We start from the raw sequence: 25270 nt of genomic DNA on the forward strand, positions 1-25270 counted from the left end.
CAAGCATCCGAATCTCTTAGCCATGAACATTAGTATAGCATACGGAGTCATAAGTGAGAATCATTATCATGTATGTGGAGGCCTTTAATGTCTAATTCCATTCACCTTTTGAAGAGACTTAATCATATCTTCAGATCTCCATCTAAAAGCCGCTTCAGTTCCTTCCTATTTACTAACTTAACTCCAACCTTATTTGCTAATGTTACAGCTTGATTTGTAAAGGTAGAAGTAGTGATTACGCAGGCTTCGTTACAACTATAAAATTGTTTTCCCGTATAAACTTCTTGAATTGCTGAGTTTCCAACTTTGATATGTTGACTATATCGTTTTGCTTGTACGGCTATTTTGCGATTCCCATTCATTAAAACCAAGTCAACCCCCTGATCACCAGTACCAGGCGTCAATGTAACTTTGAATCCTTGCTTTTCAAAAAACTTTCTGAGAAATTGCTCAAACTGAAGACCTTCTAATTTATCAATATCAATAAGTTCTGTCTTTTCAATGTAATTTCGATTTTTAATTAATGTCCCATTAAACTCATCTATTAATTCATAGATCGCCTTCCTAACATGCGATATTCCAATTTTGCGAAAATAAATTTCACTTCCGAGCTCTCTCATTATTCTATTGATTTCTACCTCTCTGACATCATCATATGAAATAGCCCCTTGACCCTTAAAATAAGATGTCACTTCAATTTGTTTCAGTATTGCATGTGACTTTTTTAATCGATCTATCAGTAGTTTCTGCTCTTTCACAAATTGTTGATACTTTAAAACCAAGAAAATAATTAATGTAACCGCAAATGAGATATAGATCGTTCTAATATCCATATGTACTCCCATTTCTATCATTTGATTATTTCAATATAATTCTGACTTATCAATCATCCACTATACAACGCAGACGCTTTTTTTAGTGTGTTCTCAACGTCTCCCCCTAAGTAACTCCTGTAGGAGGAATGAATGTCTCTGGCTGACTTCGCATCTCTTCTCTGAGTTACTCCGGTCGAATCATCCAATTCAGACCGAGGGTTGCATGTTCGATGCTTGAATATGTGCTAGGCGAAGTTGTGAGCATCATCAATAATACTATTAGTCCCTTTGCTTCCTTTTCTTTTCTCTCTCAAGTAATTCATAAAACATTCTATTGGTTTCTTCTTTATCATCAGTATAAATATGGCGAACTATATGCTGGGGTACGGAGTTACTATAGTTTTCTTTAGCCAGTTCCATTCTCAAATCAATAATAGTTCTATCAATATATTTCAAGAGTTCATCCATTTTTTTAGGTTCGGCTAATTTCTTTTCTAGTATTAATCGAAATGATTGCAGAATTCTATAACCGTTCAAAATCATCATAGCAGCCGCTACAAAAATAATATCTTTATCTGCCTGATAGCTAAATATTAATTCATTATCTTTAACATGACGATATTTTCCGGCCATAGTTTCCAAGTTCCCATGAGCACCATAATAATTAGCCATATCATATGTCACAAGCAATTCCCTCAAAAATTTGTATTTATCGCTTGTATATGCAGTGGGTATTTGACATTCACCTGAGAAAGATCTTCTGGCATCAGGGTCAGTTCTTTGTTTTATCCAATTAATCGCTCTCTTTTCTGAATTAACTACTTTTGATGCGTAGCAAGTAAACTCCACTGCTCTTCTAATTTCCGACCATCCTGTATCAATGTAACCAGCAACCGTCATATTAAATGAGCTAATCCAAGCAGAATGAGCTCCAAAAGCCAACGTCACAGCAGTACTATATCCTGTATCTTCAAGATCAACTTGAGCATGTTTGTAAATTAGAGTCGCTATTCCTTGATGTACAGCTTCCGCAGCCTGACTTTCCTTAGGAAAAGCATCCATGAAGGCAGATGTATTTTTTGGAATTATCATAGAAAAAGTCCGTAGACTTTCGAAAATATCCATAAAATATCCTCCTATGATTTTATGGGATGTGGTCAAAACGTTGGACGTGTACGGCTGAGTTCGCTTCCCCACATCTGAGTTCACTCCAGTCGAATCCACTTCAACCTCTCCCGGACCGAGGGGCGACGGAGGCGACCCGATGCGTGAATATGGTGTTATAGGAAGTCAGTGGCTTCATTGGATAACATTTATGATTATTCTCTATAGAGACTTACAGAGCTATAGTCTTTTGGTGTAATATAGTTTCCTCTGTAACCAAGAATTCTAAGGATTATTTGAATTAATAAATCATAATAATCCTTATACAGTTCATATTTTTCATCGTCAGTTAAGGCAGGAATTTCACCTGTATGAAATAATGCGTTACGGACATCCTGGCGAATCGTATCCGTTAGGAGTCGGGCAGGAATAAACTTCATGTATTTGTTTAGAGTCCGTAACTTATCTTGGATGCTAAGTCTCTTGATTGACTCAAGATCATTCCCTAAATTCACAAGGTATTTCGTTAGTAAAAACTCATATGATAAGATTAATCCCGCAATTTTGTGTTCTAAAAATTTTCCTTCGTACATACCCACAATTGAAGCTACAAAAACATTTAAACTATGATCGGTGTATAATTTCACAAAGTTGTCATAACACTCATTAAAATATTGAACAAGCCCCCTCCTACACTGTAGATTATCTATAACAATGTTTGAATGGAAGGGGGAGGAAATTAAGTCCCGAAACTCTATTTCAATGAGCTCATCTCGGTCATTATAGTACTCAACTAACGGAATCATTGTAGCTTTTACACCAACAAGGCTAAGGAACCATGAAACAAGTTCGAGGTATCGATCTACTTCTTCTTTAGTTTCATCATTAAGAATAGAAAAATTTATTTTGGAAAAAATTGCCCTGTCAATCTTTTTTGATTTAACTATCTCTAATATTAATTTTCTGTGCTCTAATTGCTGAAACACGAACTCACGCCCATGTAACTTCACAGTAAATTTGTCCTTAATGAATTTTCTTTCGCTTTCTGTGAATTCAACGCCAACAAAATCAAAATTAGAAATATAAGCCAATACTCGTTTGCTATTTAATTCCCGAATTTCTTTTTTACAATTAAAATATTCCACTAAACAAGCAATAGTAGTACTTGGTTTATCTGATTTGGAGCTAATACGTGTAAAGAAAATCTCTTTTGCAGTTATAATCCATTCGTTATCATCCGTCCTCCCACTAAGTTCACCTCGTTCATCCCTCAATGTTTGCAAATAAAAACCAAATGTATCATCGGTTGAAATATTAAAAATCAATTCACCAGTTATGGATATCACACACTCCCACCTTACTAGAATATCTTTCATTCCAACAGAAAGTTTCCCTGAACCACATTTATACTTCATTAATGAGTAATCATAAGTATCAATGTATCTTTGCTTAAAATAGTGTTCCCCTAGCAGTTTAATCACCTCTGGGATGTAGATTTGATCATTGAAAGCTTTCAATATTTGTTTCACTGATTTCCTATAACATTATTTTAACGAACTTCCATAAAAATTTATAGTTTGATCAATTTGTGAAGTATTCAACAAAGTCTTCCCCTTGTGATACACTCCCGCATGCAATTTCAGTTCCCTTAGCCTTCTCAACAAATTCCTGGCCACTCCTGTAGATATTCTTTGAAATTTATCTAATGATTTTAGTAATCTCCCCTTTTGGAAGAGCACATTCCCACTGATCAACTGGTATCACCCCAAAAATAGCTCTACTTTGTAAAACCATAAAAATTACTGTCCAATCCCAACCCCCTCCCCCAAATCCCCACTCCCCCTCTCCCACTTGTCCTCCCAGCCTTTCCCCCTCAAAATCTGAATAATAATTGCTGTCCACTCATGTGAGGTTTAACCGACTCAAAACTGGAAGAAAACTAGTTCAATTGTGAACGAAACGAGATAATAATTAGTGTCCAATTTGCAGGTGGATTCGCAGGATTCTTCACCAGAGTTAGCCCGATTCTAATCGGAGAATAGCATTGAAAAGCAACATGAATAAATGCTCGATTAACACCGGATCCCAGCAAAGAAACATCTGAGTTTATTGCGATTTTATTGTGAGGAATGATTGGAGAAAACCCTGCTGAATCCTGCCTGATTCAACGATTCTTGGTGAGATTAAATGCCCGAGAGAGTTTGATAGGCTTGAGGTGATTCAGGTGGAGGGTGTTGGATGTGTTGGGCGAGTGAAATACGGGATGAATTGGGGGCGGTTGGGCGGGGTTATTGTGAGGTGAGATGGAGCGAATTTGAAGGAGGGAAGAAAGGGAAAAGACTGGGGGATTGGTTGGGTGAATCACCAGCCAGCCAGTACCCCCTCTTCAGTACGTTTGTAGACAGTTATTTTTATTGAGGGACAGTTATTTGGGGAATGGACAGAAATTGTTTGTTTGTTTGTTACACGTCCGCCGACGCTGAGCCTCGAACAGCAGCACCGTAGCCGCCATGGCGACGTTGAGTGACTCCGCCCGCCCGGTCATCGGAATAATTACATTCGTATGCACGAATGCGCTTGTCTCCGAAGATAAACCGGCGCCTTCGTTGCCGAAGACGAGCCAGACGCTGCCCGCCGAGAAATCGTACTCGTAGCACGAGCGGGCGGCTTGCAAGCTGGTGCCAACGATGGAGGCGCCATGTTCGGCCGCCCGAGGCAGCGCCTCTGCCAAATCCGCCTCCAGCACGGGAACGTGGAACAGCGCCCCCATCGTCGCCCGGATCGTCTTCGGATTGTACAGGTCAGCCGTCCCTTTGCCCAGCACGACGGCCGTCGCTCCGCTTGCGGCGGCGCTGCGGATGATCGTGCCTACGTTGCCAGGGTCCTGCACGCCGTCCAGCACCGCGACCAATGCGCGCTCTTCCTTGTACAGCGACTCCGCATCGGGAGGACGCTTAAGCGCCACGGCGAAGATCGGCTGAGGCGTCCCCGTCTCGCTGCACTTGGCGATAATGTCGGGCGACACGGGAATCCACTTCGTCTCCGGCCCCGTCCCTGCCGTCCCGATGCCCCAGTCTTCCCCTATGTACGTTTCGAATTGCGCCAATACGCCCGAGCCCTCGTCGAAAGCGACGACTTCAAGAGGCCAGCCGGCCTCCAGCGCCTCCTTCACGAGGTGGATGCCCTCCAGCAGAAATTTGCCTTCCCGCTCCCGATATTTCCGTTCCGACAGCTTGGCCCATTCCTTGACGCGCGGATTGGACGCCGAGCTCAAATAAGGTTCAAAGTTCCGCATGCGCCTGCTCCAGCTTCGTTAATTGTTCGTTCTTGCCCACGATGACGAGGACGTCGTCGCGAATAAGCGGCTCGTCCGCGCTCGGAGTAATGTTCATCTCGCCGCTGCGCTTCACCGCCAGCACGTTGCAGTTGTACTTCTGCCGGATGTCGAGCTGCTTCAGGTTTTTCCCGATCATGGCCGAAGGCAATCTCATCTCCACGATGCTGTAATCCGGAGACAGCTCGATATGCTCCAGAATGTTCGGAGAGATCAGATGATGCGCGACGCGCAGCCCCATATCCCGCTCGGGGAACACGACTTTGTCCGCGCCGATCTTGTTGAGCACCTTGCCGTGCAGCTCGTTCTGCGCCTTTACGATAATATAGGGAACGCCGAGATCCTTCAGGATCAAGGTCGTCAATATGCTTGATTGAATGTCCTGCCCGATCGCCACGACGACGACGTCGAAGTTGCGGATTCCGAGCGAACTCATCGCTTCCTCGTCCGTCGAATCGGCAGCCACCGCATGCGTGACCGCGTGCGCCACGTCCTGCACGCGCTGCGCGTTGTCGTCCACGGCCAGCACCTCGTACCCCATCTCCGCCAAGTACTTCGCCACGCTCGAGCCAAACCGGCCCAGGCCAATGATGGCGAACTGTTTTTTCCCGTGCGGTTTCTTGGCCAACTCCGTTCCTCCTCGCCTTCTCATCCATGCGCTCATTATATCATAATCGTTCGCGGGCATAAGCATCGAGCCGTCGGGGAAATCTATTCGGGAATCTTTTCCTACAGGAGGGCTAGTCCGTGGAATTGGACCTCAGACAAGCGATTGTTCAGCGAGTGCAAGGCAAGGAAGACACCGAATTGACCGACATCATCGAAGGCTCGATCGACTCCGAAGAGATGGCGCTGCCGGGTCTCGGCGTCCTGTTCGAGATCATCTGGAAGAACAGCACCGAAGCCGCCCGGAAGAAAATGGTGACCGTGCTGCAGAAGCAGCTGCCGGCCGGCCACGCCTAACCGATATCCCGCGTCTCATGCACGACCGTTCCATCGACGATCGTGCAGCGGACGACCGGGATGCCGCGTATTTTCCCCACGACGATGACGTCCGCGCGTTTGCCGATCTTCAGCGAACCGAGCGTATCGTCGCGCCCCAAAGCCGCCGCCGGATTCAGGGTCGCCATATTGACCGCATGGTGCAGCGGCACGCCTTCGGACTCCAGACAGAAGATCGCATGAAGCAGCGACGCCGGATGATAGTCCGAGCACAAAATATCCGCAACGCCTTCGCGGACGGCTTCGCTCGCCTTCAAGTTCCCGTCGTGCGAGCCGCCGCGAACGATGTTGGGAGCTCCGACGCATACGCCCATCCCTCGGGCGGAAGCGAATCGGGCGGTATCCAGGTTCAGCGGAAACTCCGACACCGTCGCCCCGAAACCGAGCGAACGTTCCACCGCCTCCGCCGTGTCGTCGTCGTGAGAGGCGACAGCGATGCCGGCCGTGCGCGCCTGTGCCGTGAGCGCCTTAAGCTTGCTCCAATCGACCCGGCTTCTTCTCTCCTGCAATTCCTCCACGATCGCCGCGACTTCGTCGACTCCGACTCCCTGATTTTTCATCACGTATCGTTCGAACGCGCCCGGCCGGTGATATTGACCTTGACCCGGCGCATGGTCCATCAAGGACAAGTAATCGAGCAGCCCTTCGGACAACAGCCGCCGCGCCAGCTCGAAGCCGGTCAGATGGGACACCTCGTACCGCAAATGCACGCCATGGCGAATCATCGCCCTCTCCTTGCGCATGGCGGCGATCAGTTCGATCATCTCCCCGACAAGATGCTCGCCCCGCAGACTTAAGCCTACGCCAAGCGACAGCGAATGAAGCATCGTCGTGATGCCGTGTCCGGCCAGCTTGCGCTCGAACTGCAGGAACGCCATCTCCATCGGAAACAGCGTATTGGGCCGCGGCTCGACCTCCTTCTCGATCGCATCGCAATGCAGATCGATGAGACCGGGCAGCACCCAGCAGCCTTCCGCATCGATGTCCGCTGAATCGCCTGCGCTCCCGGCTCCGTCTATCGCCGCGATGATTCCGTCCTCAATCGTCAAATCCCCTTGGCTTACGCCGTCCGGACGGACGACGAGACCGCCCCTGATCGCCAACCGTTTGCCCATCGCGCTTCCGCCTTCTTCCTCTACTGGTTATAAAAGAGCCCGCCGCCCCTCAAGGCGACAGGCTCCCGTCGAATGTTCCGTTAAGGAGCGACTTCCAGGAATTGCAGTTCAGGCATCCGTTCCATCGCCGTGCGCATCGCGTACTCGTTCTCGAACAGAGCGACGTCCACGTCGTTCTTGTCCTTGACGAGAATCGAATTGATGCGGAATTTCGTCGGATCGACCTTGCCGCCTACGACCCAGCGAGCGAATTGGAACGGCGTGCGGAACAGTTGAATGTCGACGCCGTATTCGTTCTTCATCCGGTATTCGAACACCTCGAACTGAAGCTGCCCGACGACGCCGAGATACGTATCCTCGAACGCGCCCACCGAACGGAATACCTGCACCATGCCTTCCTCAGTCAGTTGATCCAGCCCTTTCAGATATTGCTTCTGCTTCAGAGCGTTTTTGATCGATACTTTGGAGAAAATTTCCGGAGAAAACGTCGGCAGCTCGTTGAACACGACGTCGCGTCCTTCGCTCAAGCTGTCCCCGATGCGGAAAACGCCCGGATCGAACAAGCCGATAATATCGCCCGGATACGCCGTCTCGACGATATCGCGGTCCTGCGCCAGAAATTGCTGCGGCTGAGACAGCTTGATCTCCTTGCCGGCCCGGACGTGGCGGACGCTCATTCCGCGCTGGAATTTCCCCGAGCAGATGCGCAGGAACGCGATCCGGTCGCGGTGCGCCGGGTTCATATTCGCCTGAATCTTGAAGATGTAGCCGGAGAACTTCTCTTCCTCCGGAGCGACCGTGCCGTCGGTCGTCTTGCGCTCGGTCGGCTGCGGAGCCAGCTCCAGGAAGTTCTCCAGGAACGTCTGTACCCCGAAGTTGTTGACGGCGCTGCCGAAAAACACCGGAGTCAGCTGCCCCGTGCTCACCTTCTCGTAGTCGAACGAGTCGCCCGCGACGTCGAGCAGTTCCAGCTCCTGCGCCAGCTTCTCCGCCAAATAGTCGCCGGCCATCTCCTTAATGAGCGGATCGCGATAGTCGGACGTTTTGCGGACTTCGATCGCGGAGTGGTCCTTGCCCTGGAACAGCTCTACCTGATTTTTCATCCGGTCGTACACGCCGCACAGCTCCCGGCCCATGCCGATCGGCCAGTTCATCGGCACCGAACGGATGCCGAGCACGCGCTCGATCTCTTCGAGCAGCTCGAACGGATCTTGACCTTCGCGGTCCAGCTTATTGATGAACGTGAAAATCGGAATGCCCCGCTTGCTGCACACCTGGAACAGCTTGATTGTCTGGGCTTCCACGCCTTTGGCAACGTCGATGAGCATAACCGCGCTGTCCGCGGCCGTCAGCGTCCGGTACGTGTCTTCGCTGAAGTCTTGGTGACCCGGCGTATCCAGAATGTTCACTTGCTTGCCTTCATATTGAAATTGCATGACGGAGGACGTAACGGAAATTCCCCGCTGCTTCTCGATCTCCATCCAGTCGCTCGTCGCGTGGCGCGCCGCTTTGCGCGCTTTGACCGAGCCGGCGACGTGAATCGCTCCCCCGTACAGGAGCAGCTTCTCCGTCAAAGTCGTTTTCCCCGCATCGGGGTGGGAAATAATCGCGAAAGTACGGCGCTTCTCCACTTCCCGCCGCAATTCCTCGCTTGTCTTTTGGCTCATCCTCGGATAGTTCCCTTCACGATAAAATAACAGCTTCCATTATAGCACAACAAAAAGAACTGTCCCATAAGTCACTGGAAGACAATAACTTCAAATGATCGACTCATGAACATGGGGATATATCCCCATTCTTTTATTGATCATTTGGGTTGCCCTGACTTATGGGACAGTCCCTCCGCCCGAAGGTGAACACGGGCCTATTCCATCCCTTCCCGGTCAGCAATCCGAAGCCGCGGCGGTCCGCCCGGACATTCGGTTTGTTTCCTTGACTATACCTGTACAACCTCTTGCACGTCCGCGCTCTTGTGAATATCCACCTCGCTGCGATACTCGACCCGCCCGATCCGGCATCCCGGACCGATCTCGACGCGATTGCCGCGAACAACGTCGGCTTCCGTATGCTCCAGCGCGACGACGTCCCCTTCGATCTGCTCCGCGTTCAGCTTGCAATCGCCTCCCCCGTTAACCAGGCTGAGCAGCTTCTTGGCCCGACTTCTGCGCACGAAGATTTTGGACCCGCCGATCTCCTTCGCCACGCAAGGACCGTACATCCGGACGTCCAGCGTATCCGCGCTGAGCAGTCCCGCAACGGAGAAAGCCCCGTCCATCTTGAACATGCCCGCTCCGCAGTCCCCGCCGGTTACGATGTTACCTGTGAACTTGACCGCTTCCCCTCGCAGGTGCGTCTTGACCTCCAGTTCCCCTCGTCCGCTCACCTTGCCTCCGTTCAGCCTGCCGCGAACCTGGCATTCCCCGGTCATTTTCATCTCCCCGACCGTCAAGCCGCCGGCGATCTCAAGCTCGCCGATCTGCGTCAGCTTGATGCAATCCACATCTCCGGAAAACGTGCTTTCACCCGTCAACCTGACTTTCCGAAAATACCCGCCCGCCGAACTCGTCTCTCCAACCATTTTCACATCGCGTCTCGCTTGTTCAGTCACCGACCTTCGCCTCCTTGCCGATTTTCGCGCCCGGGTGCGCGCTAAATTCCGTTCTGTATTCGACCAACCCGATCGTGCAGCCTTTGCCGATACGGACCCGGTTGCCGCGCACGACTTCCGCCTGGGTATACTCCAGGTCAATCACGTCTCCTTCGATCGACTCCACATGCAGCTCAGTCGCCAAGCGCGGCACGAACCACGAGAGCAGCTTGTTCAGTGGACCGCTCGACTTCCGTACGACCCGAATCGATTCGCCGCCGATTTCCCCCGCCTTGCCCCGGCCTTGGAGAAGAACGTCCATCGTCCCGACGTTGAGCAGACCGCCCACCTCGAACGCGCCTTCCGCGCGAAAGCTCTCGATCTCGCAGTTTCCGTCGACGCGAATCAGGCCGTTCACCGAGAAGCTGTCTCCCTTTAACGAGCCTCTCACCTTCATATGCCCGTCAACGAACGACCTCGCCGCAGACAAGTGCCCATCAATCGTGAACATGCCGTCCGCATCCATCGTATCCGCGGCCAAGCTGCCCCGAATCTTCGTCATCCCGTTGCAATCGAAATCGGCGCAGACGATATCGCCCTCGACCGTGCCTACCCCGTCTATTTTCACTCTGCCGTATTGTCCGCCGCTCGCCGTGCTCACTCCGTTAATGACCAAATCCCCTTGCGCCGGTTGATTCATACGATCTCCTCCTACACCCATTTTCCTTTTAACTGCTCGATGCATTCCGTCATGGAAATCCGCGCGACGACCTTAACGCCGCTCTCGAAGTACAATTCGGACGGGGCGGACAGCAACGCGAACGACGAGACCCCCATCTTGCGCGTGAACACCAGATCGCAGGCTTTGCCCGCGAACTTCGGAAAATGCTCCCGAAGCGCCTCCAGCAACCGCTCCCCTTCCTCCATGCTCATCTCCCCCGCCTGCAGCAGCTTGTCGACAACGTAGAAATACAGCAGTTTGTCGAACGCGTACACCAGCGAGTCGTCGTCTTCCGACGCGAAACGCTGCAGCACAATGGACGAAACAATGTTTCGTTTCACTAAGTCCGACTTGCGCATCTCGTAATCCGGCAGCGCCGGAGACAGCTTGTCGGCCAGCTCATCCAGCGACAAATCGTCTTTCATATTCATGATTTTATCGATGCGGGCCAAGACGAGATCGCGCGGAAAAAACGTTTCCTGCCCTGTAAATGTGGATTTGCGGATAAACCAGTCTTCGGGAATGAGCTGCTTGCGTTTCCATCGGTACAACTGCCCGTAGGAGATGCCTTTCTCGTCCAACAGCTCCTTCTTGGATATTAAATCTCGCTCCATCTTCATCCCTCCGACAACATCGTAACATAACACTGTTACGTTATACAACAAAAAAATGAACCCGACGTCAACATCGGGCTCATTCCTTCTTAATGCTGCACCTGCCAACGCTCCGCTCGGCTGCGTTCCTCCCAGAACGTGCGGTACACCCCTTCCTGGGCGAGCAGTTCCTCGTGCTTCCCGATCTGCACCACTTGCCCGTCCTGCATGACCGCGATCAGATCGGCTTGTCGGATCGTGTGCAGGCGGTGCGCGACCATCACGACGGTCTTGTCGGCGGCCAGAGCTTGCAGCGCCTCGCGAATGTGCCGCTCGTTCTCCGGATCTACGCTGGCCGTCGCCTCGTCCAGCAGTACGATCGGGGCGTCCTTCAGAATCGCCCTCGCGATGCTGATCCGCTGCCTCTGTCCCCCGGACAGCGTGCCTCCGCCTTCGCTGATCCGCGTATCGTAGCCGTCCGGCAGCTCCATGATGAACTCGTGGCAGCGAGCCGCCTTGGCCGCCGCAACGACCTGCTCCGTCGTCGCTTCGGGATTGCCGTACTTGATGTTGGCGAGAATGCTGTCCGGGAACAGATACACGTCCTGGAATACGAACGAGACTTGGGTCATCAACGTATCGTGCCTCATCTCGCGCACGTCGACTCCACCGACGGACACGCTTCCTTCCGCCGCGTCCCAGAACCTCGCGATCAGATTCAGCGTCGTCGTCTTGCCGCCTCCGGACGGTCCGACCAGCGCCGTCACACCTTTGGCCGGTATTGTCAGATCGACGCCCTTAAGCACCGGCTTGCCGCTGTCGTAACCGAAGCTCACGCCGCGCAGCTCGATTTCATGCCCCTGCGGCAGCCGCTCCTCTCCCGCCTTCGGCTGGGACAGATCGTCCTCCAGCACAATTTCGTTCAAATTGTGAACGGTCGCATGCATCATGCGCCTGCCCGCCATATAGTCGATCATCGGCAGCGGTTCGTACAGCACGGAAGCCAGCATCATGAAGCAGATGAAGCTCAGGCCGTCCAGCGAGCCGTTCGCGTAGCGGAAGCCGCCTGCAACGATAACGGCGACGAATCCGAGTTCGAACACGATGCCGTTAAGCGCAGAGTAAGGCGACACGCCGTTGTTGATCGCGATGCTGCTGCGCCGGTATTCGTCCATCGTGTCCTTGTACCCGATCAGCGAGCTCCGGGCCAGACCGAAAGCCCGAACGACCGAGATGCCCCGAATGAAATCGACAATGCGGGCGTTGGCTCTGTCCCGCGCCTCCTGGAGACGGGTCATGACCTGCTGGAAGCGGCGGTCGGCCAGCATCGTGACGAGCAGGCTGAGCGGGATGCCCGCCGCCGCGATCAGCGCGAGCGGCCAATCGATCCACAGCAGCGCGATCAACGTCACGATCGGCGCGATCGTCCCCTTGATGACCATCGTGACGAGCGCCGGCAGGAAGCCCGTCATCATGGCGTCCTGCTTGATCCGCGTCTCCAAGGTCGCCGTCTCGCGGCCGGCGAAGAAGCCGAGGGGCAGGCTTTTCAGCCGTCTGCCCAAATAAAGCCGGACGTTGGAGGACAGCTTCGAATAGAACGGGAACAGCACCGTATTCGTCCGATAGTACAGCAAGCCCTGGATCAGAAAGCCGACGCCCATCGCTGCCGCGTACAGCCAGGCCTTGTCGGCTTCGCCTGCGGACATGCCGGCGACCGCCAGCGCGACGAAGATCGGCGCAAGACTGATGAACGGGCTTTCCACCAGCGTGCGCCAGTAGGCCTTCTTCAGCCGTTTGCGATCCTGTTCGTCCTCGGCGAGGACGAACGACTTCTGCATCAGCGGCAGGCTGCCAAGCTGCGGATACAAATCCTCGCCCGGTTCGTCGTCCTTCCGGCCCGTCGCCTGCGCTGCCGTCGGCGGCAGACCTTCGGCGGACGAAGGTGCCGCCGACGCTTCGCGTGCGGCCGCAATATCTTCCGCGAAGACGGAGCCTTCCTCCGGAAGCTGCGTGTAGGCTTCCCACTGCTTGCGATAGCCTTCGTTGGAAGCGAGAAGCTGCTCATGCGTGCCGCAGGCGGCTGCCCGGCCATCTTCCACGACGACGATCTGGTCGGCATGCACGACGGTATGCAGACGGTGGGCGATCATCAATACCGTTTTCGGCTTTCCTTCGGCCGGATTTATCAATTCGTTGATCGCGTCCTGGATGCGGGCCTCGTTCTCCGGATCGATCAGCGCCGTCGCTTCGTCCAGGATCAGAATCGGAGCCTGCTTAAGGAACGCCCTCACGATGCTGATGCGCTGCCGCTGACCGCCGCTCAGCTTGCCGCCGCCTTCTCCGACTACGGTGCGGTAACCGTCGGGAAGAGCGGCGATAAAGTCGTGGCAGCGGGCTCTCCGCGCCGCCTCGATCACTTCCTCGTCGGTCGCGTCCGGCCTTCCCATGCGAATGTTGTCCATAATCGTCCCTTGGAACAAATACACGTCCTGGAACACGTACGAAATCATCCGCATCAGCGCCTCGCCGTCCATCTGGCGAACGTCGACGCCGCCGATCGAGACCGAGCCTTCCGTTACGTCCCAGAAACGGGGCAGCAGCCGGGCGATCGTCGTCTTGCCCGCTCCGGAAGAGCCGACCAAGGCGGTAAACGTCCCTTCCCGCACCGTAAAAGAAACGTCCTTGAGCGCTTCCCGCTTGTCGTCGTAGGCGAAGCTTACGCGGTCGAAGACGATTGCCGTTCCCTCGGGTTCCAGCGCCCGCTCCGGCTGAGGCAGTTCGGGCTGCTCCAGCAGTCCCGTCACCTTGCGGGTGACGCCCGCCAGACGGAACGAAATCTGGCCGCTCGTGCGGAACGCCTTCAGCAGCGTATTGCCGATCCCGATCGTCAGCAGGATAAACAAAATAAACAGCGGCAGCGTAATCTGTCCGGCCGCATGGAGGCCGATGCCGACCGGTACGACGACGAGCAGCGGCATCTGCGACAGGCCGGCCGCCAGTGACTTGCCGGCGACGCTCTGCGCTTCGGTGCGCTCGCCCAGCTCGGCCGACTGCCGGATGATGCGGCTGTATTCCGCATAGGCCGATTCAGACCGGGCGAACGCGCGGATCACCTTCATCCCGTACACGTACCGCAGCAGAGCCGAGCTGACCAAGGCGTTGAACTCCGCGAACAGCGGGGCGAGCGGCTTGATCTTGCTGTTCGCGTAGGAGAACGCGGCGCTCAAAATCGGAATGAAAGCGAAGGAAGCGAGCGCCAGCCTCCAATCGAGCGTCAGCATCAGAGCAAAGGTCAGCACGGGAATGGCGATGGCGATCGTCAAGTCGGGAATGAGGTGGGCTACGCCCTCTTCCAACTGCTCGGCGTCCTCGTTCATCGTATGCTTGATGCTGCCGATGTCATTGCGGTCGAAATAGCCGAGCGGAAGCTTGGTCAGCTTATCCGCCAGATCGAGCCGAACCTCGTAGATGATGTCGTAAGCGGCCTTGTGCGCGAGGTTGGCCGACAGCATCATGAAGACGCCCTTCAGGACGACCGCAATCAGCGCCGCGCCGGCGAGCTGCGCGTAGACGGCCGAATCTTCCGTCCCGTCCAGAAGATGAACGCACAGCAAATAAACGACCGCATAAGGCACAAGGCCCAGCGCCGAAGCCAGCACGGACAGCAGCATCGAACCGATTAACGGGGCTTTTCTGCGCCGAAGATAAGGCATCAGCTTCTTAACGGGGGACGGGCGCTTGCTTTTGGCCGGTTTTTTCGGCTTATTGGACATGACTCTTCCTCCACCAATGAATGATATGAGAATGCCGGAAGCAATGGGAACGCATTCTTTTATGATTGAAGTATACAAATAATGATAATCATTATCAATTATAAAAATGCCGAATTCCGCTTGCACGCAAAAAAAGAGACGATTCCGTTGGGACACCGGCCTACAAAGACCGGCTCGTTCCCAATGAATCGTCTCTCTAACTGATATCGTATATTTTAGACGCGGTTGCTGCCCTTCACTTGTCCGTGTTGGACACCCATATGACGTTGTCTTCGTCCTGACCGTTCACCGGCCACCAGTGATGCCCCTCGTCGTGGAGCAGCTGCTGCGCGCGCTCCGGCCCCCAAGAGCCCGCCGGATACAAATCGGGCGAGACCGCATAGTCTCTCCACGCCGCGGCGATCGGATCGACGATCTTCCATGCGGCCGCCAATTCGTCCCAGCGGGTGAAGTACGTGCCTTCGCCGCGGGCCGCGTCGAACAGAAGACGCTCGTACGCTTCCGGCGTATTGATGCCGACCAGACAGCTCTGGCAGAACTCCATCGCGACCGGCTGGATATTCAGATCGTTGCCCGGCGTCTTGGCGTTGATCCGGAAGTAGATGCCTTCCATCGGATTGACGCGGATGACGAGCAGGTTCGGCTGCAGATCTTGCTTCCTGGCGAACAGGACGTTGCCCGGCACGTTTTTGAATTCGACGACGATCTCCGTCGACTTGACCGGAAGCCGCTTGCCCGTGCGCACATAGAACGGAACGCCCGCCCAGCGGAAGTTCTCGACGAACAGCTTGGCCGCGAAGAACGTCTCCGTCACCGATGCCGGATCGACGTTATCCTCCTCGCGATAGCCCTTAAGCTCTTTGCCTTTAAGCGATCCGCTGGAATACTGGCCGCGCACGATGTGTTCGCGAACTTCTTCCTCCGAAGCGTATCTTCTGACGGAGCGCAGCACTTTCACTTTCTCGTCGCGAATGCTCTCCGGGTCCAGACGGCCCGGCGGCTCCATCGCGATCATCGTCAGCATCTGGAGCATATGGTTCTGCACCATATCCCTGAGCGCTCCGGATTTATTGTAGTACGCCCCGCGATCCTCTACGCCGACCGTCTCCGACAGCGTGATCTGCACGTTGGCGATATGGTTTTTGTTCCACAACGGCTCGAAGAAGGCGTTCGCGAACCGAATGACCTCGATGTTCTGCACCATTTCCTTACCCAGGTAATGGTCGATGCGGAACACTTCGTCCTCTCGGAACACTTGGCGGATCTCCTCATTGAGCTTCTCGGCGGAAGGATAATCGTAGCCGAACGGCTTCTCGATGACGAGCCTGTGCCAGCCCGCGCTCTCCAGCATGCCGCCGTCGCGCAGATTGCGCGACACGCTGCCGAACAGCTCCGGCGCAAGCGCCAAATAGAACAGACGGTTGCCGGGAATGCCATAGGCGGCTTCCACCTGCTCCGTATGCTCCTTCAATTGCTTAAACGCGTCGACGTTGCCGGTATCCAGCGATAAGTATGTAAAATGATCGGAAAAAGCGCTCCACACTTCGTTCTCCTCGGGCTTGTAGCGGCAAAATTCGCCGATGGACGAGAACACGTCGTCGCGGAATTGCTCGTTCGTGCGCGGCCTGCGCGCCAGTCCGACGACGGCGAACCGCTCTCCGAGCTTGCCTTCGCGGTATAAGCTGTATAAGGCCGGGAACAGTTTGCGGCGGGCAAGGTCGCCCGTGGCTCCGAAAATGAAATAGACCGCTGCAGGAGCGGAGACTGTATCGATTTTGTTGTCCGTCATGAATCCTCATCTTTCTTAGGCAGGATTGGATGAGCCGATTTTGTCAAATCTCATGAATTGTAGTGTAGCACAATTAGAGGGACAACGCTATGTTTTTAACTGTCTTTTCCACTTGGATGGGTAAACGCCCGTACACGTATGTCACGCCGGGAATACAATGCATCAAATCGATCACCCAGGAGGTTGGCCTACCATGTTCGACGATGATTATTCCGTAGACGAGTACTCGCTTCGGCCGCTCTACGGCCGCGCGGTGTGCGTCGTCACTTACGACGATGCCCGCCATACGGGGGTATTGACCTCGTGCGGGACTTCGACGCTCGTACTTAACGGAGAGCGAACGGCCCGGCCCGTCAAGCGGGGACGCAAATCCAAGCAGCATGTCGAGATCAGCGCTTCGGAGTACGAGGAACCGATCGATTCCGAACCTGCCTACTGGGGGAAAATGGGGCTGGAGCCGCCGATGGAGATCAATTCGTCCAAGTCGGTCATCTCCCTGGCTCGCGTGAAGGCGGTCTGGCCGATCTAATCCGCCAGCCCGTTCCGGTGCGCGTAGATGGCCGCCTGCGTGCGATCCTCCACGCCGAGCTTGCCGAACAGGTTCGTCAGGTGGTATTTGACCGTCTTGATGCCGATGAACAGATCGTCCGCGATCTCCTGGTTCGACTTGCCCAGGGCGATCAGCTTGAGCACTTCCATCTCCCGCTCGGTCAAATCCTCGTGAGGCTGAGCCGCCGTCTGCTGAGGGCGGCGGAAGCGGTTCATCATTTTGGAAGCCACCTGGGATTCGAGCACCGATTGGCCGCGCGCCGCCGCTCGAATCGCGTCGGCGATCTCGGAGGCTCGCGAAGTTTTGAGCAGATAGCTGAACGCGCCCGCCTCGATGACGGGATACATCTTCTCGTCGTCGAGGAAGCTGGTCAGCACGATGACCCGGCATTCCGGCATCTCTTCCATGATCCGCCGCGTCGTCTCGATGCCGTCCATTCCTTCCATCACAAGATCCATCAGCACGACGTCGGGAGAATATTCCCGCGCAAGGCGAAGCCCGTCCATTCCGTTGCCGGCTTCCCCGACGACTTCGATGCCCTCCTCCGTGCCGAGCACGGCCGCCAGACCGATTCTCACCATCTCGTGATCGTCCACCAATAATACCCGCACCAACGACTGTTCCGCCGCCATCCGCTCAACCGCCTTCCGCCATCAACGGCACTCTGATTTCGATTCTCGTTCCTTTGCCCGGCGCGCTCGCGACGTTCAGCGACCCGCCAAGCTCGTTCACACGTTCTTCCATATTGGTCATGCCGTAGGAAGCCTGCTTCTTCACCTGCGTATCGAAGCCGATTCCGTTGTCCCGAATGCCCAGGCGCACCGCTTCTCCGCGACGCTGGAGCACGATGTCCATCTTCGTCGCTTTCGAATGCCGGAGCGTATTCGACAGCGCCTCCTGCACGATGCGGAACAGATGGTTTTCCACGCCTTTGTTCAGCGGCAAATCCTGTTCGATATCGATGGCGATATCGACCGGCACCTTCGCCTTCATCTCTTCCACGAGCTCGGGAATCGCTTGCGCCAGACGCTTGCCTTCCAGATGCACGGGACGCAAATGCAGCAGCAGCGCCCTCATCTCGGATTGCGCCGCGGAAGCCATCTCTTCGATCAGCTCCACCTGCCGGCGCGCCCGCTCGAAGTCGTGATCCATCGTCCGTCCGACCGCCGTCGCCGTCATCGAGATCGCGAACAGCTGCTGGCTGACCGCGTCGTGCAGCTCCCGCGCCAAGCGCTGGCGCTCCTCGACGACCGCGCTCATCCGGGCTTGCGCGGCAAGCTCCGCGTTGTTGGTGGACAAGCGTTGAAGCGACGAGACCTGGTCCTCCCACTTGCGGCCCAGCTTGCCGAGCTGCTCCCCGAGCCGTCCGATCTCGTCTTTGCCGAGATCCGGCAACGGCAAGGACGGGGTCCCTTTCTCAAGCGTCACCATGGACTCCCTGAGCATCTCCAGACGATTGCGTATCGGAAAGCTTCTCCAGAAACCGAAAGCCGCCCCGGCAACGGACAACACTCCGATCGCCGTCAGCGAGAACGAAATCGCCTTGTTCAGCGAATGGAACGAGCCGTCCACACCGTAGCGGATCAGCAAATAAACGACAAGAGCGCCCACGCCCAAGGAGTACAACACGGCCTCGCCCATGTGGCGCCAAACCATATTGGTGACTTTACGAGACTCCATGCGACTCCTCCTCACTTCCTAGCTTCATCCAACCTTCCCGGATGCATGGGCGAGCAGTTCGCCGTAAGGCGAACGACCAGCCTCGGTGCTGAAAACCGGACTTTTTGAACCTTTAATTAAAGCTTTACTTAAACCTTCATCTGCACGTTCATTATACTGTACGTATTTTGATATCTCCTACGAGATAAAACAACTGAAGTTTCAGCTTCTGCTCGCACTCCTCGTAGTTCGGCGATTTCCACGAGAGACGCTGCATCATGCCGCCCTCCTGAATTTGCCGGAACGTCGCTTGCCCGATCAGCACGGACGCGTCCACCTGCAAGCCGTAGTCCTCCGGAACGATCAAGTCCACGTTGCCTACGACGCCCTGCAGGACGATCGTCGTCTCCTTCTCTTCGGGAACGGCCAGCGACATGTCCATGTGGATTTCCCCGAGCGCGTGCCAATAGCTCATCGAGTTCAGCACCCAGGATTGTTCGTCGAGCCGCATGTTCACGAACAAGCGATGCTTGCCGACGTGCGTGCCGAATTCCGGAGGTCTGGCCCGGAAATAATAAATGCCGAGCGAGACTAGAACCACGACGGCGAAAAGCGCGAACTGGGTCACGATCAGCACAAGCGTGCTGACCGCGATAACGACGACCGATACTCTGGAGCGATCGGACCGGTATCGATGAATGCCGAGCAGCAATAGCAGGACCGCGTTAACCGTCGTGTAACCCGCCACGGCGCCAAGCGCGAGGTAAATTCCGGCTGCTATGAACACAATCGCGTTGCTGGATCTTCTCATGTCGGGTCACACCTCCTGCCTGTATTCGTCTCCTTGTCGCAGGGAAAGCCATAACGGCTCTTTGTCCGTTATGGCTTGCCGTATCCGCGACATCACTATCCGACATCATAGCACATCTTGCGCCGGGGGAGAATGCTTGTCGCTTACTCTTTGTTCAAATTCGGCTGAACGCGGCTTCTGAGCGCCTCCAGCTCTTGCTCTACGCGGAATTCCTTCTCCGGATCGATGCGGCTCGGCGTAGTGCCGAAGGAAACTCCCGGCAATCTGGCCACTTCGGCCTCCGCTTCCATCTGCAGGATTTTCTCCTCCATCCGGTGGAAGCCGCGGGAAGCCGCTCCGCTCTCGATCGTGTGCAGCGAGCTGACTTGAGCCATTTGCTTGCGGGCTTTCGCCATCTGGGAGCGAGCTACGAGCTCGTTGCGCTTGTTGCGGAGCTTGTAGTATTCTTCCTTCATTTCGTGAAGCTGCGCCGTCAATTCGGACACTTGCCCGCTGGCTTGAGCGTGAAGCTCGGCCAGGCTGTTCGCTTGCTGGCTGTACTGCACCTTCTCTTCGAGGAGCTTGCGAGCAAGCGTCTCGTTGCCGGAGCGCAGAGCATGCTCCGCTTGACCTTCGCGGTCGACGCCGAGTCTGACCAGTTCTTCCAGGCGCTGCTTCATGCGGCGCTCGGAGGCCATTTGTTTGGCCACAGTTACCTCGGCGTCATGGATTTCGATTTCCATGTCGCGCAAATATTGATTCAGCATTACGATAGGATCCTCAAGTTTATCAAGCAGATCATGCACCGACGCCTTCGTCAAGTCTTTAATTCTTTGGAATACACCCATTGTGTTATTCTCCTTTCGATTGTTTCTCGAATTTTGATATTCTGGCTTTCAGTTCTTCGATCTCTCTTTGCAAAGACTTCTTCTCGATATCTTCCATCATCGCGTCCAGCCCTTGCGACGGGCGGCTTGACGTCGGCTGAGCCGACGGGGCCGGTCCCGGACGGGCGGTACCGGAAGCGGAGTAACCGGCGTAACCGGAAGCGTTCGGGTTCCAGTTCGGATTGTGGCTCGGGCCGCCTTGGGCGTGGTTATAACCGTAGTGCTGGTCCTGCCCCCGATAGCCCGGATCGTAAGGACCCGGTCCGAATCCGCCGTAGTAAGGCTCTCTCGGAATGACGAATCCTGCGATGATGTAGACAAGGACGACGGAACCCGCGGAGAAGACGGCTACGACGATCAGCAGGATCCGCAGCAGCGTCGCGTCGACGCCGAGGAAGTCCGCCAATCCTCCGCACACCCCGAATAACTTGCGGTCCCGGGTGGAACGGTAAAGTTTGCGCATGTTCGGTTTAACCTCCTTGTTGCAGTTTGCGTTTCAGTTCCTCGAGTTCTCTCTCGATCGTGGTTTTCACGACCTCTCCCGCGTGGAGCAGCGTTTCCTGGCCCATCCGGCGCAGATCGCGCAGGCTGCGGGTTTCGAGCTCGATATCGGTCAGGCGGTCGTCGATCTTGCGGAACATCTGGGACGTGTCCGCGCCGCCGGGAGTAAATCTCGCGTTAAGTCTTTGCTGAAGGCGAATGGATTCCATTCTCGCTACGTAGAATTGGCGGCGGTCGTACACCGCGCGGTATTCGCTGCGCAGCTCCTGAAGCAGCAGCTCCAGATCGTTGAGCTCGCTCCGGCTTTGCTCGTAGAGCTGACGGTAGCGCTGGGCGCTCTCCTCGTGAATGACTTTATCTTGAAGCGCCAGCTTCGCGACGTTCTCTTCGCCCGCCTTCAAGGCGGTAACGGCTTGCTGCTCGCGCTTGTCGGCCCATTGCTCGGCGTCTTTCCACTGCCGATACAAGCTGTCCGTATGCGCGGCATACTGACGCTGCAGCCCTTCGCTTTGGGTAATCTCTTGATGCGTCGACCAGAGAAATTGATCGATGACGCGTACCGGATCTTCCGCTTTTTCCAGTCGATCGTTTAACGTGGCCACCGTAATGTCGCGCACCCTTTTCATGACGGTCATTCCCTTTTCCCTCCTCGTTCTTGATCGCGGCAGTTGCTGCGTCTATATGGAAGATTAAAATCTCGTTGCTCGATTGTTGCGGCCCAGCATCGATACTCCGAATACGATCAATCCGATTGCCGCGATCCAGACGAACAGGAAGCTCATCTTGCCCAGCAGCACGAATCCTCCGACGACGGCGATACCTCCGCCCAACAGCTTGCTTCCGTTGTTCCACACCGCGACTCCGAGCAGAATCAGCAGAATCGGAACCAGAAGTCCGAACAACCATCCCAATCCGAAGCCCAGTTTGCTGAGGATGATCAATCCTCCGAGAGCGATCAACAGGAGAGCCAATCCATTCCCTCTTCTCATTTGCTTCACCTCTTTTCTGTAACTCGTTTACCTCATGACCTTATTGTAAACCTCTCCGCGTTTATGCATAACGGACCCGCGTATGTTTTTGATCCTAGACTGTGGTCGAGGGTCGTTACGGTCCCGCGACCTTGCCTTATCGGACTTGCGGTCGCGCTGATGGCAACAATTGTGGGTTTCCCCTCCCATTCTACCTATGGTAGCGTTTAAAAATCAGAGCATGTTCAAAAAGCCCGGTTTTCAGCACCGAGAAGGTTGGATGAAGCTAGGATGTGAGGAACGGAGTGTAGGAGAACCTACATGAGTACCGGAAGTTCCGGCTGAATTCAAGATTCGACGTCGATTATGCTCCCCCGGGATGCTCCGTGATCAAAAGCGGGCTTTTTGAACTACTTCTATCTGGTTACGGAGGGGATAGACTCATGAAGAAGCATGTAGCAGCATTGTGTGCAGCGGCGCTGCTGGCGAGCGGCATCGGCGCCGTTCCGGGAACGTCTTCGGCGGCCCCGAGCTCGTCGTCGCCAACGAAGAAACCGACTCTATCTAATGAAGATACGAATTCGGGAACCAACCCGGGCAGCGGAAGCGGCGGCAACGGCGGAAGCTCGACGGGCGGCAATTCGGGGAATGCTGTCGATGGAGGCGGCCAAACCGGAAACGGCGGCAGCGGCAGTAATGGAGGCAACGACAATAACGGATCAACCGGCGGTAAAGGAGAAGTCGAGGATTCGAATGCGGCGTTGATCGAAAAAGTGATCACAGAAGGCATGAAGTATCTCGGAACCCCGTACTTGTTCGGCTCCAACCGGAGCACGACGGAGACGTTCGATTGCTCCGACTTCGTGCGTTGGATCTATAAGGAGAAGACGGATCTCGTGCTTCCTCCAGATTCCCGCCAGCAAGGCGCGTTCGTGAAGAAGCTGGGAACCGACAAGTCGGATTGGCGCAGTCTGAAACGCGGGGACCTGATGTTCTTCATGACCTACAAAGGTTCGACTGCCGCCGCCTACAAAGGAATCAACAAGACGACCGAGCGGATCACGCACGTGGCCCTCTACCTCGGCAACGGCAAAATTCTGCATACTTACTCCAACGCCAGCGGCGGCGTGCACGTTCAATCATTCGCGGGTTCCCAGTGGGAACATCGCTTCCTGTTCGGCGGCAGCGTCCTGACCGAGAAAGCGGCGAAGCAGTAGACCTTTTCGCGCGAACTGCATGATAACATCAGCTTATGAAAAATAGGGGGCTTGTCCCATCCACTGAGGATACGGACATGCCCCCTATTTGCGTTCGTGCGTCCTCCTCCGTTAACGGTCCGGCAGGCCGTTAATCTCCAGCCACATGACGCGGACCGGACGGTCTCCCGCAGCCTTCAGTACGAGACGACGGTCGCCGGGAGAAACCTGGATCGTCCCCGTCAGTCCGACGGCCTCCCATTCCGTCCCCGCCTCCATCCAGCCGACAGCAGCTCCTTCCGCCTCTACCTCGACGCGGCCGCGCATCCCTTCCTCTCCGACTGCGCACATACGCAGCTTCAAGGAATACCCTGCGCTGCTTCCATCAGTCGGCGTCCCCTGGCTATCCGTCAGCGCCCCGTGATCCGCTTGCAAACTCCCGGCCCCCGAAACCGCTCGGAAGTTGTAAGTCAGCCAGTCGCCCGGCATCAGCTGCACGCACAGCCACTCGTCCGGCTGCCAGTCCTCGCCCCGTCCGTGCTGGAAGTTCGGCGCGGAGCGTTCGCCGCTCTCGACGAACCGGATATCCGTGCCGTCGCCGGAGCGAAAGCCGAGCGCCCCGCTCCGCTTCTCCGCCACGCCGTATCCGACGCCCTCGCCCCCGTAGCCGTAGAATATCGCCGGGATGCGGACGGGCGGCCTGCGCAGCAGCGCGTCCACGACATCGCGATGATAGACGCAGCGATCGAGCGACAAGCTGTCCAAATACGTCCACAACGTCTTCTCGGCTTCCTCCGCTGACGGCTTCTCTCCGCCCTCCAAATATCCTACGAGCCGGTCCCAGCCTTCCGGCCGCTTTACCTCGCAAGGGGAATTGTCCCGCTCCAGCTTCTTCCACGTCCAGAAGTTCCACGAGATGCCATGGTCCTCGAACAAGCGGAACGCACCAGCGTACCACAACTTGTTATTCTCGCCGCCCTCGCCCATGAAGATCGGAGCGTTCCACCTGTCCCGGTACTCCAAATACGTGCGAATGCTCTCGGTGTCCGGGTTGTTCCAATACTTATGAAACTGGAGCATGACGTTGTCGTCGATCTTCTCGTCGAAGATCGACCAGTCGGTCGCCCAATGCGCGCCTTCGAGAATGATCATGTGACGTTCGTCCACCTCGCGAATCGCGCGAACGATCCGCTTGTACAGCGGCATGATCCGGTCGTTGTACTGCGCGAACCAATCCGGCAGCGGCTCGTTCAGCAGATCATAGCCCGCCACGATCCATTCGTCCTTGTAACGCGCCGCCAGCAACGCCCACAGTTCCACGGTCAGCTCGGCGTTCCGCTCCTCCAGAAACAGGTCGGGACGGTCGAACTCCGAATCGTCGATGTTCGTCCCCGTCTGCCCGCCGGGCGCGCCGTGCAGGTCGAGGATGATGTACAGCCGATATTCGCGGCACCAGCCGATTACCCGGTCGAGCAGCGCCAGCCGGTCCTCTCTCCAGCTCATGCCGTCCCCGTCCATCAGGAAACGGGCGTTGATCGGCACCCGAACGGAGTTGAACCCTTCCTCCGCAATCCGGCGAATGTCGTCCTCTCCAATATACCGGTCGTAATACAGCGCCCAAAACTCCGCCGCCTTCTTCTCGCCGACCAGCTCGGAGATCATCCGCTCGATGCGCCGAGGACGATCCCCCCGATCCGGGAACGACCACATATAGCCTTCCGGCAGCAGCCAGCTGCCGAAGCCGACGCCCCGCAGCAGCACCTCCCGTCCGTTTCCGTTCACCAACCGCTGTCCGTCGGCCCGCAGAAACCCGCTGACCTCTCCGGCAGCCGACGCTTGATTTTCCGACATCGATGTCTCTCTCCCTTCTCCTGCCCGAAACCACC

At 55.2% G+C, this 25270-nt stretch carries 23 protein-coding genes; 3 read left to right on the forward strand and 20 right to left on the reverse strand.

What is annotated here, in order from left to right; genetic code table 11:
• Nucleotides 1–122: 122 nt before the first annotated feature.
• The 5 genes from B0G52_RS27620 to B0G52_RS27645 all read right to left on the reverse strand — a co-directional run bounded on the left by B0G52_RS27620 (nt 123) and on the right by B0G52_RS27645 (nt 5941).
• On the reverse strand, nt 123–833 hold the full coding sequence (locus B0G52_RS27620) for a restriction endonuclease (RefSeq protein WP_233163127.1): 711 nt from the start codon (nt 831–833) through the stop codon (nt 123–125).
• A 261-nt stretch (nt 834–1094) separates the two neighbouring features.
• On the reverse strand, nt 1095–1940 hold the full coding sequence (locus tag B0G52_RS27625) for a hypothetical protein (RefSeq protein ID WP_094049362.1): 846 nt from the start codon (nt 1938–1940) through the stop codon (nt 1095–1097).
• A 194-nt stretch (nt 1941–2134) separates the two neighbouring features.
• Nucleotides 2135–3448, reverse strand: coding sequence for a hypothetical protein (locus B0G52_RS27630; protein WP_094049364.1), 1314 nt, complete (start codon nt 3446–3448; stop codon nt 2135–2137).
• An 896-nt stretch (nt 3449–4344) separates the two neighbouring features.
• The gene (locus tag B0G52_RS27640) at nt 4345–5214 is read right to left on the reverse strand and encodes a TrmH family RNA methyltransferase (protein WP_094049368.1); all 870 of its coding nucleotides are present in this window, start codon (nt 5212–5214) and stop codon (nt 4345–4347) included.
• The gene (locus B0G52_RS27645) at nt 5201–5941 is read right to left on the reverse strand and encodes a potassium channel family protein (protein WP_483296165.1); all 741 of its coding nucleotides are present in this window, start codon (nt 5939–5941) and stop codon (nt 5201–5203) included. The genes B0G52_RS27640 and B0G52_RS27645 overlap by 14 nt, the downstream gene beginning before the upstream one ends.
• Before the next feature lie 59 nt (nt 5942–6000).
• Here B0G52_RS27645 and sspI point away from each other — a divergent pair, with 59 nt between their 5' ends.
• Nucleotides 6001–6216: a small acid-soluble spore protein SspI gene (gene sspI, locus B0G52_RS27650; RefSeq protein ID WP_094049370.1), complete on the forward strand. Its 216-nt coding sequence runs from the start codon at nt 6001–6003 to the stop codon at nt 6214–6216.
• On the opposite strand, the gene B0G52_RS27655 is transcribed toward sspI, so the two are convergent.
• The 7 genes from B0G52_RS27655 to zwf form a co-directional block, all read right to left on the reverse strand.
• Nucleotides 6213–7370, reverse strand: a complete 1158-nt coding sequence (locus B0G52_RS27655; protein WP_094049372.1) for an alpha-D-ribose 1-methylphosphonate 5-triphosphate diphosphatase — start codon at nt 7368–7370, stop codon at nt 6213–6215. The genes sspI and B0G52_RS27655 overlap by 4 nt on opposite strands.
• Before the next feature lie 80 nt (nt 7371–7450).
• Nucleotides 7451–9037: a peptide chain release factor 3 gene (locus tag B0G52_RS27660; RefSeq protein ID WP_094049374.1), complete on the reverse strand. Its 1587-nt coding sequence runs from the start codon at nt 9035–9037 to the stop codon at nt 7451–7453.
• 269 nt (nt 9038–9306) lie between these two features.
• Nucleotides 9307–9978 carry a hypothetical protein gene (locus tag B0G52_RS27665; RefSeq protein ID WP_094049376.1) on the reverse strand — a complete coding sequence of 224 codons (672 nt, stop codon included), beginning with the start codon at nt 9976–9978 and terminating at the stop codon, nt 9307–9309.
• Nucleotides 9971–10657, reverse strand: coding sequence for a hypothetical protein (locus B0G52_RS27670; protein ID WP_094049378.1), 687 nt, complete (start codon nt 10655–10657; stop codon nt 9971–9973). Before B0G52_RS27670 ends, B0G52_RS27665 begins: the two co-directional genes overlap by 8 nt.
• An 11-nt stretch (nt 10658–10668) precedes the next feature.
• Nucleotides 10669–11292 carry a YhbD family protein gene (locus B0G52_RS27675; RefSeq protein ID WP_094049380.1) on the reverse strand — a complete coding sequence of 208 codons (624 nt, stop codon included), beginning with the start codon at nt 11290–11292 and terminating at the stop codon, nt 10669–10671.
• 89 nt (nt 11293–11381) lie between these two features.
• Nucleotides 11382–15044 (reverse strand): ABC transporter ATP-binding protein, encoded by a 3663-nt coding sequence (locus B0G52_RS27680; RefSeq protein WP_094049382.1) that lies wholly within the window; start codon nt 15042–15044, stop codon nt 11382–11384.
• A 235-nt stretch (nt 15045–15279) separates the two neighbouring features.
• On the reverse strand, nt 15280–16833 hold the full coding sequence (gene zwf / locus B0G52_RS27685) for a glucose-6-phosphate dehydrogenase (RefSeq protein WP_094049384.1): 1554 nt from the start codon (nt 16831–16833) through the stop codon (nt 15280–15282).
• 193 nt (nt 16834–17026) lie between these two features.
• Between zwf and B0G52_RS27690 the strand changes: the two genes are divergently transcribed.
• Entirely contained in the window at nt 17027–17362 is a 336-nt protein-coding gene (locus B0G52_RS27690; RefSeq protein WP_094049386.1) for a hypothetical protein, read from the forward strand.
• Here B0G52_RS27690 and B0G52_RS27695 read toward each other — a convergent pair.
• The 7 genes from B0G52_RS27695 to B0G52_RS27725 all read right to left on the reverse strand — a co-directional run bounded on the left by B0G52_RS27695 (nt 17359) and on the right by B0G52_RS27725 (nt 22209).
• Entirely contained in the window at nt 17359–18015 is a 657-nt protein-coding gene (locus B0G52_RS27695; protein WP_094049388.1) for a response regulator, read from the reverse strand. The two genes, B0G52_RS27690 and B0G52_RS27695, sit on opposite strands and share 4 nt — an antisense overlap.
• Nucleotides 18016–18019: 4 nt before the next feature.
• Nucleotides 18020–19063, reverse strand: coding sequence for a sensor histidine kinase (locus B0G52_RS27700; RefSeq protein WP_094049390.1), 1044 nt, complete (start codon nt 19061–19063; stop codon nt 18020–18022).
• Between the two features lie 151 nt (nt 19064–19214).
• On the reverse strand, nt 19215–19853 hold the full coding sequence (gene liaF / locus B0G52_RS27705; RefSeq protein WP_094049392.1) for a cell wall-active antibiotics response protein LiaF: 639 nt from the start codon (nt 19851–19853) through the stop codon (nt 19215–19217).
• A gap of 143 nt (nt 19854–19996) precedes the next feature.
• The gene (locus B0G52_RS27710) at nt 19997–20680 is read right to left on the reverse strand and encodes a PspA/IM30 family protein (RefSeq protein ID WP_094049394.1); all 684 of its coding nucleotides are present in this window, start codon (nt 20678–20680) and stop codon (nt 19997–19999) included.
• 4 nt (nt 20681–20684) lie between these two features.
• On the reverse strand, nt 20685–21182 hold the full coding sequence (locus B0G52_RS27715; protein WP_094049396.1) for a PspC domain-containing protein: 498 nt from the start codon (nt 21180–21182) through the stop codon (nt 20685–20687).
• A gap of 7 nt (nt 21183–21189) precedes the next feature.
• Nucleotides 21190–21855, reverse strand: a complete 666-nt coding sequence (locus B0G52_RS27720; protein ID WP_094049398.1) for a PspA/IM30 family protein — start codon at nt 21853–21855, stop codon at nt 21190–21192.
• Between the two features lie 54 nt (nt 21856–21909).
• Nucleotides 21910–22209 (reverse strand): LiaF transmembrane domain-containing protein, encoded by a 300-nt coding sequence (locus B0G52_RS27725; RefSeq protein WP_094049400.1) that lies wholly within the window; start codon nt 22207–22209, stop codon nt 21910–21912.
• A 422-nt stretch (nt 22210–22631) separates the two neighbouring features.
• On the opposite strand from B0G52_RS27725, the gene B0G52_RS27730 reads away from it, so the two are divergent.
• Complete coding sequence (locus B0G52_RS27730) at nt 22632–23405, forward strand: C40 family peptidase (RefSeq protein WP_094049402.1); 774 nt, start codon at nt 22632–22634, stop codon at nt 23403–23405.
• Between the two features lie 111 nt (nt 23406–23516).
• Here B0G52_RS27730 and B0G52_RS27735 read toward each other — a convergent pair whose 3' ends face one another.
• Nucleotides 23517–25235: a glycoside hydrolase family 5 protein gene (locus B0G52_RS27735; protein ID WP_094049404.1), complete on the reverse strand. Its 1719-nt coding sequence runs from the start codon at nt 25233–25235 to the stop codon at nt 23517–23519.
• Nucleotides 25236–25270: the final 35 nt, after the last annotated feature.

Source organism: Cohnella sp. SGD-V74 (assembly GCF_003001675.1).
Taxonomy (GTDB): domain Bacteria; phylum Bacillota; class Bacilli; order Paenibacillales; family Paenibacillaceae; genus Cohnella.

What these genes read in the sequence shown, in the direction of transcription:
- B0G52_RS27670 (WP_094049378.1), bottom strand. Translation starts at nt 10,657, where the DNA reads ATGAATCAACCGGCGCAAGGGGATTTGGTCATTAACGGAGTGAGCACG.
- B0G52_RS27640 (WP_094049368.1), bottom strand. Translation starts at nt 5,214, where the DNA reads ATGCGGAACTTTGAACCTTATTTGAGCTCGGCGTCCAATCCGCGCGTC.
- B0G52_RS27720 (WP_094049398.1), bottom strand. Translation starts at nt 21,855, where the DNA reads ATGACCGTCATGAAAAGGGTGCGCGACATTACGGTGGCCACGTTAAAC.
- B0G52_RS27655 (WP_094049372.1), bottom strand. Translation starts at nt 7,370, where the DNA reads ATGGGCAAACGGTTGGCGATCAGGGGCGGTCTCGTCGTCCGTCCGGAC.
- B0G52_RS27690 (WP_094049386.1), top strand. Translation starts at nt 17,027, where the DNA reads ATGTTCGACGATGATTATTCCGTAGACGAGTACTCGCTTCGGCCGCTC.
- B0G52_RS27680 (WP_094049382.1), bottom strand. Translation starts at nt 15,044, where the DNA reads ATGTCCAATAAGCCGAAAAAACCGGCCAAAAGCAAGCGCCCGTCCCCC.
- B0G52_RS27725 (WP_094049400.1), bottom strand. Translation starts at nt 22,209, where the DNA reads ATGAGAAGAGGGAATGGATTGGCTCTCCTGTTGATCGCTCTCGGAGGA.
- B0G52_RS27695 (WP_094049388.1), bottom strand. Translation starts at nt 18,015, where the DNA reads ATGGCGGCGGAACAGTCGTTGGTGCGGGTATTATTGGTGGACGATCAC.
- B0G52_RS27715 (WP_094049396.1), bottom strand. Translation starts at nt 21,182, where the DNA reads ATGCGCAAACTTTACCGTTCCACCCGGGACCGCAAGTTATTCGGGGTG.
- B0G52_RS27660 (WP_094049374.1), bottom strand. Translation starts at nt 9,037, where the DNA reads ATGAGCCAAAAGACAAGCGAGGAATTGCGGCGGGAAGTGGAGAAGCGC.
- B0G52_RS27645 (WP_483296165.1), bottom strand. Translation starts at nt 5,941, where the DNA reads ATGCCCGCGAACGATTATGATATAATGAGCGCATGGATGAGAAGGCGA.
- B0G52_RS27675 (WP_094049380.1), bottom strand. Translation starts at nt 11,292, where the DNA reads ATGGAGCGAGATTTAATATCCAAGAAGGAGCTGTTGGACGAGAAAGGC.
- B0G52_RS27620 (WP_233163127.1), bottom strand. Translation starts at nt 833, where the DNA reads ATGGATATTAGAACGATCTATATCTCATTTGCGGTTACATTAATTATT.
- liaF (WP_094049392.1), bottom strand. Translation starts at nt 19,853, where the DNA reads ATGAGAAGATCCAGCAACGCGATTGTGTTCATAGCAGCCGGAATTTAC.
- zwf (WP_094049384.1), bottom strand. Translation starts at nt 16,833, where the DNA reads ATGACGGACAACAAAATCGATACAGTCTCCGCTCCTGCAGCGGTCTAT.
- B0G52_RS27710 (WP_094049394.1), bottom strand. Translation starts at nt 20,680, where the DNA reads ATGGGTGTATTCCAAAGAATTAAAGACTTGACGAAGGCGTCGGTGCAT.
- B0G52_RS27700 (WP_094049390.1), bottom strand. Translation starts at nt 19,063, where the DNA reads ATGGAGTCTCGTAAAGTCACCAATATGGTTTGGCGCCACATGGGCGAG.
- B0G52_RS27735 (WP_094049404.1), bottom strand. Translation starts at nt 25,235, where the DNA reads ATGTCGGAAAATCAAGCGTCGGCTGCCGGAGAGGTCAGCGGGTTTCTG.
- B0G52_RS27730 (WP_094049402.1), top strand. Translation starts at nt 22,632, where the DNA reads ATGAAGAAGCATGTAGCAGCATTGTGTGCAGCGGCGCTGCTGGCGAGC.
- B0G52_RS27625 (WP_094049362.1), bottom strand. Translation starts at nt 1,940, where the DNA reads ATGGATATTTTCGAAAGTCTACGGACTTTTTCTATGATAATTCCAAAA.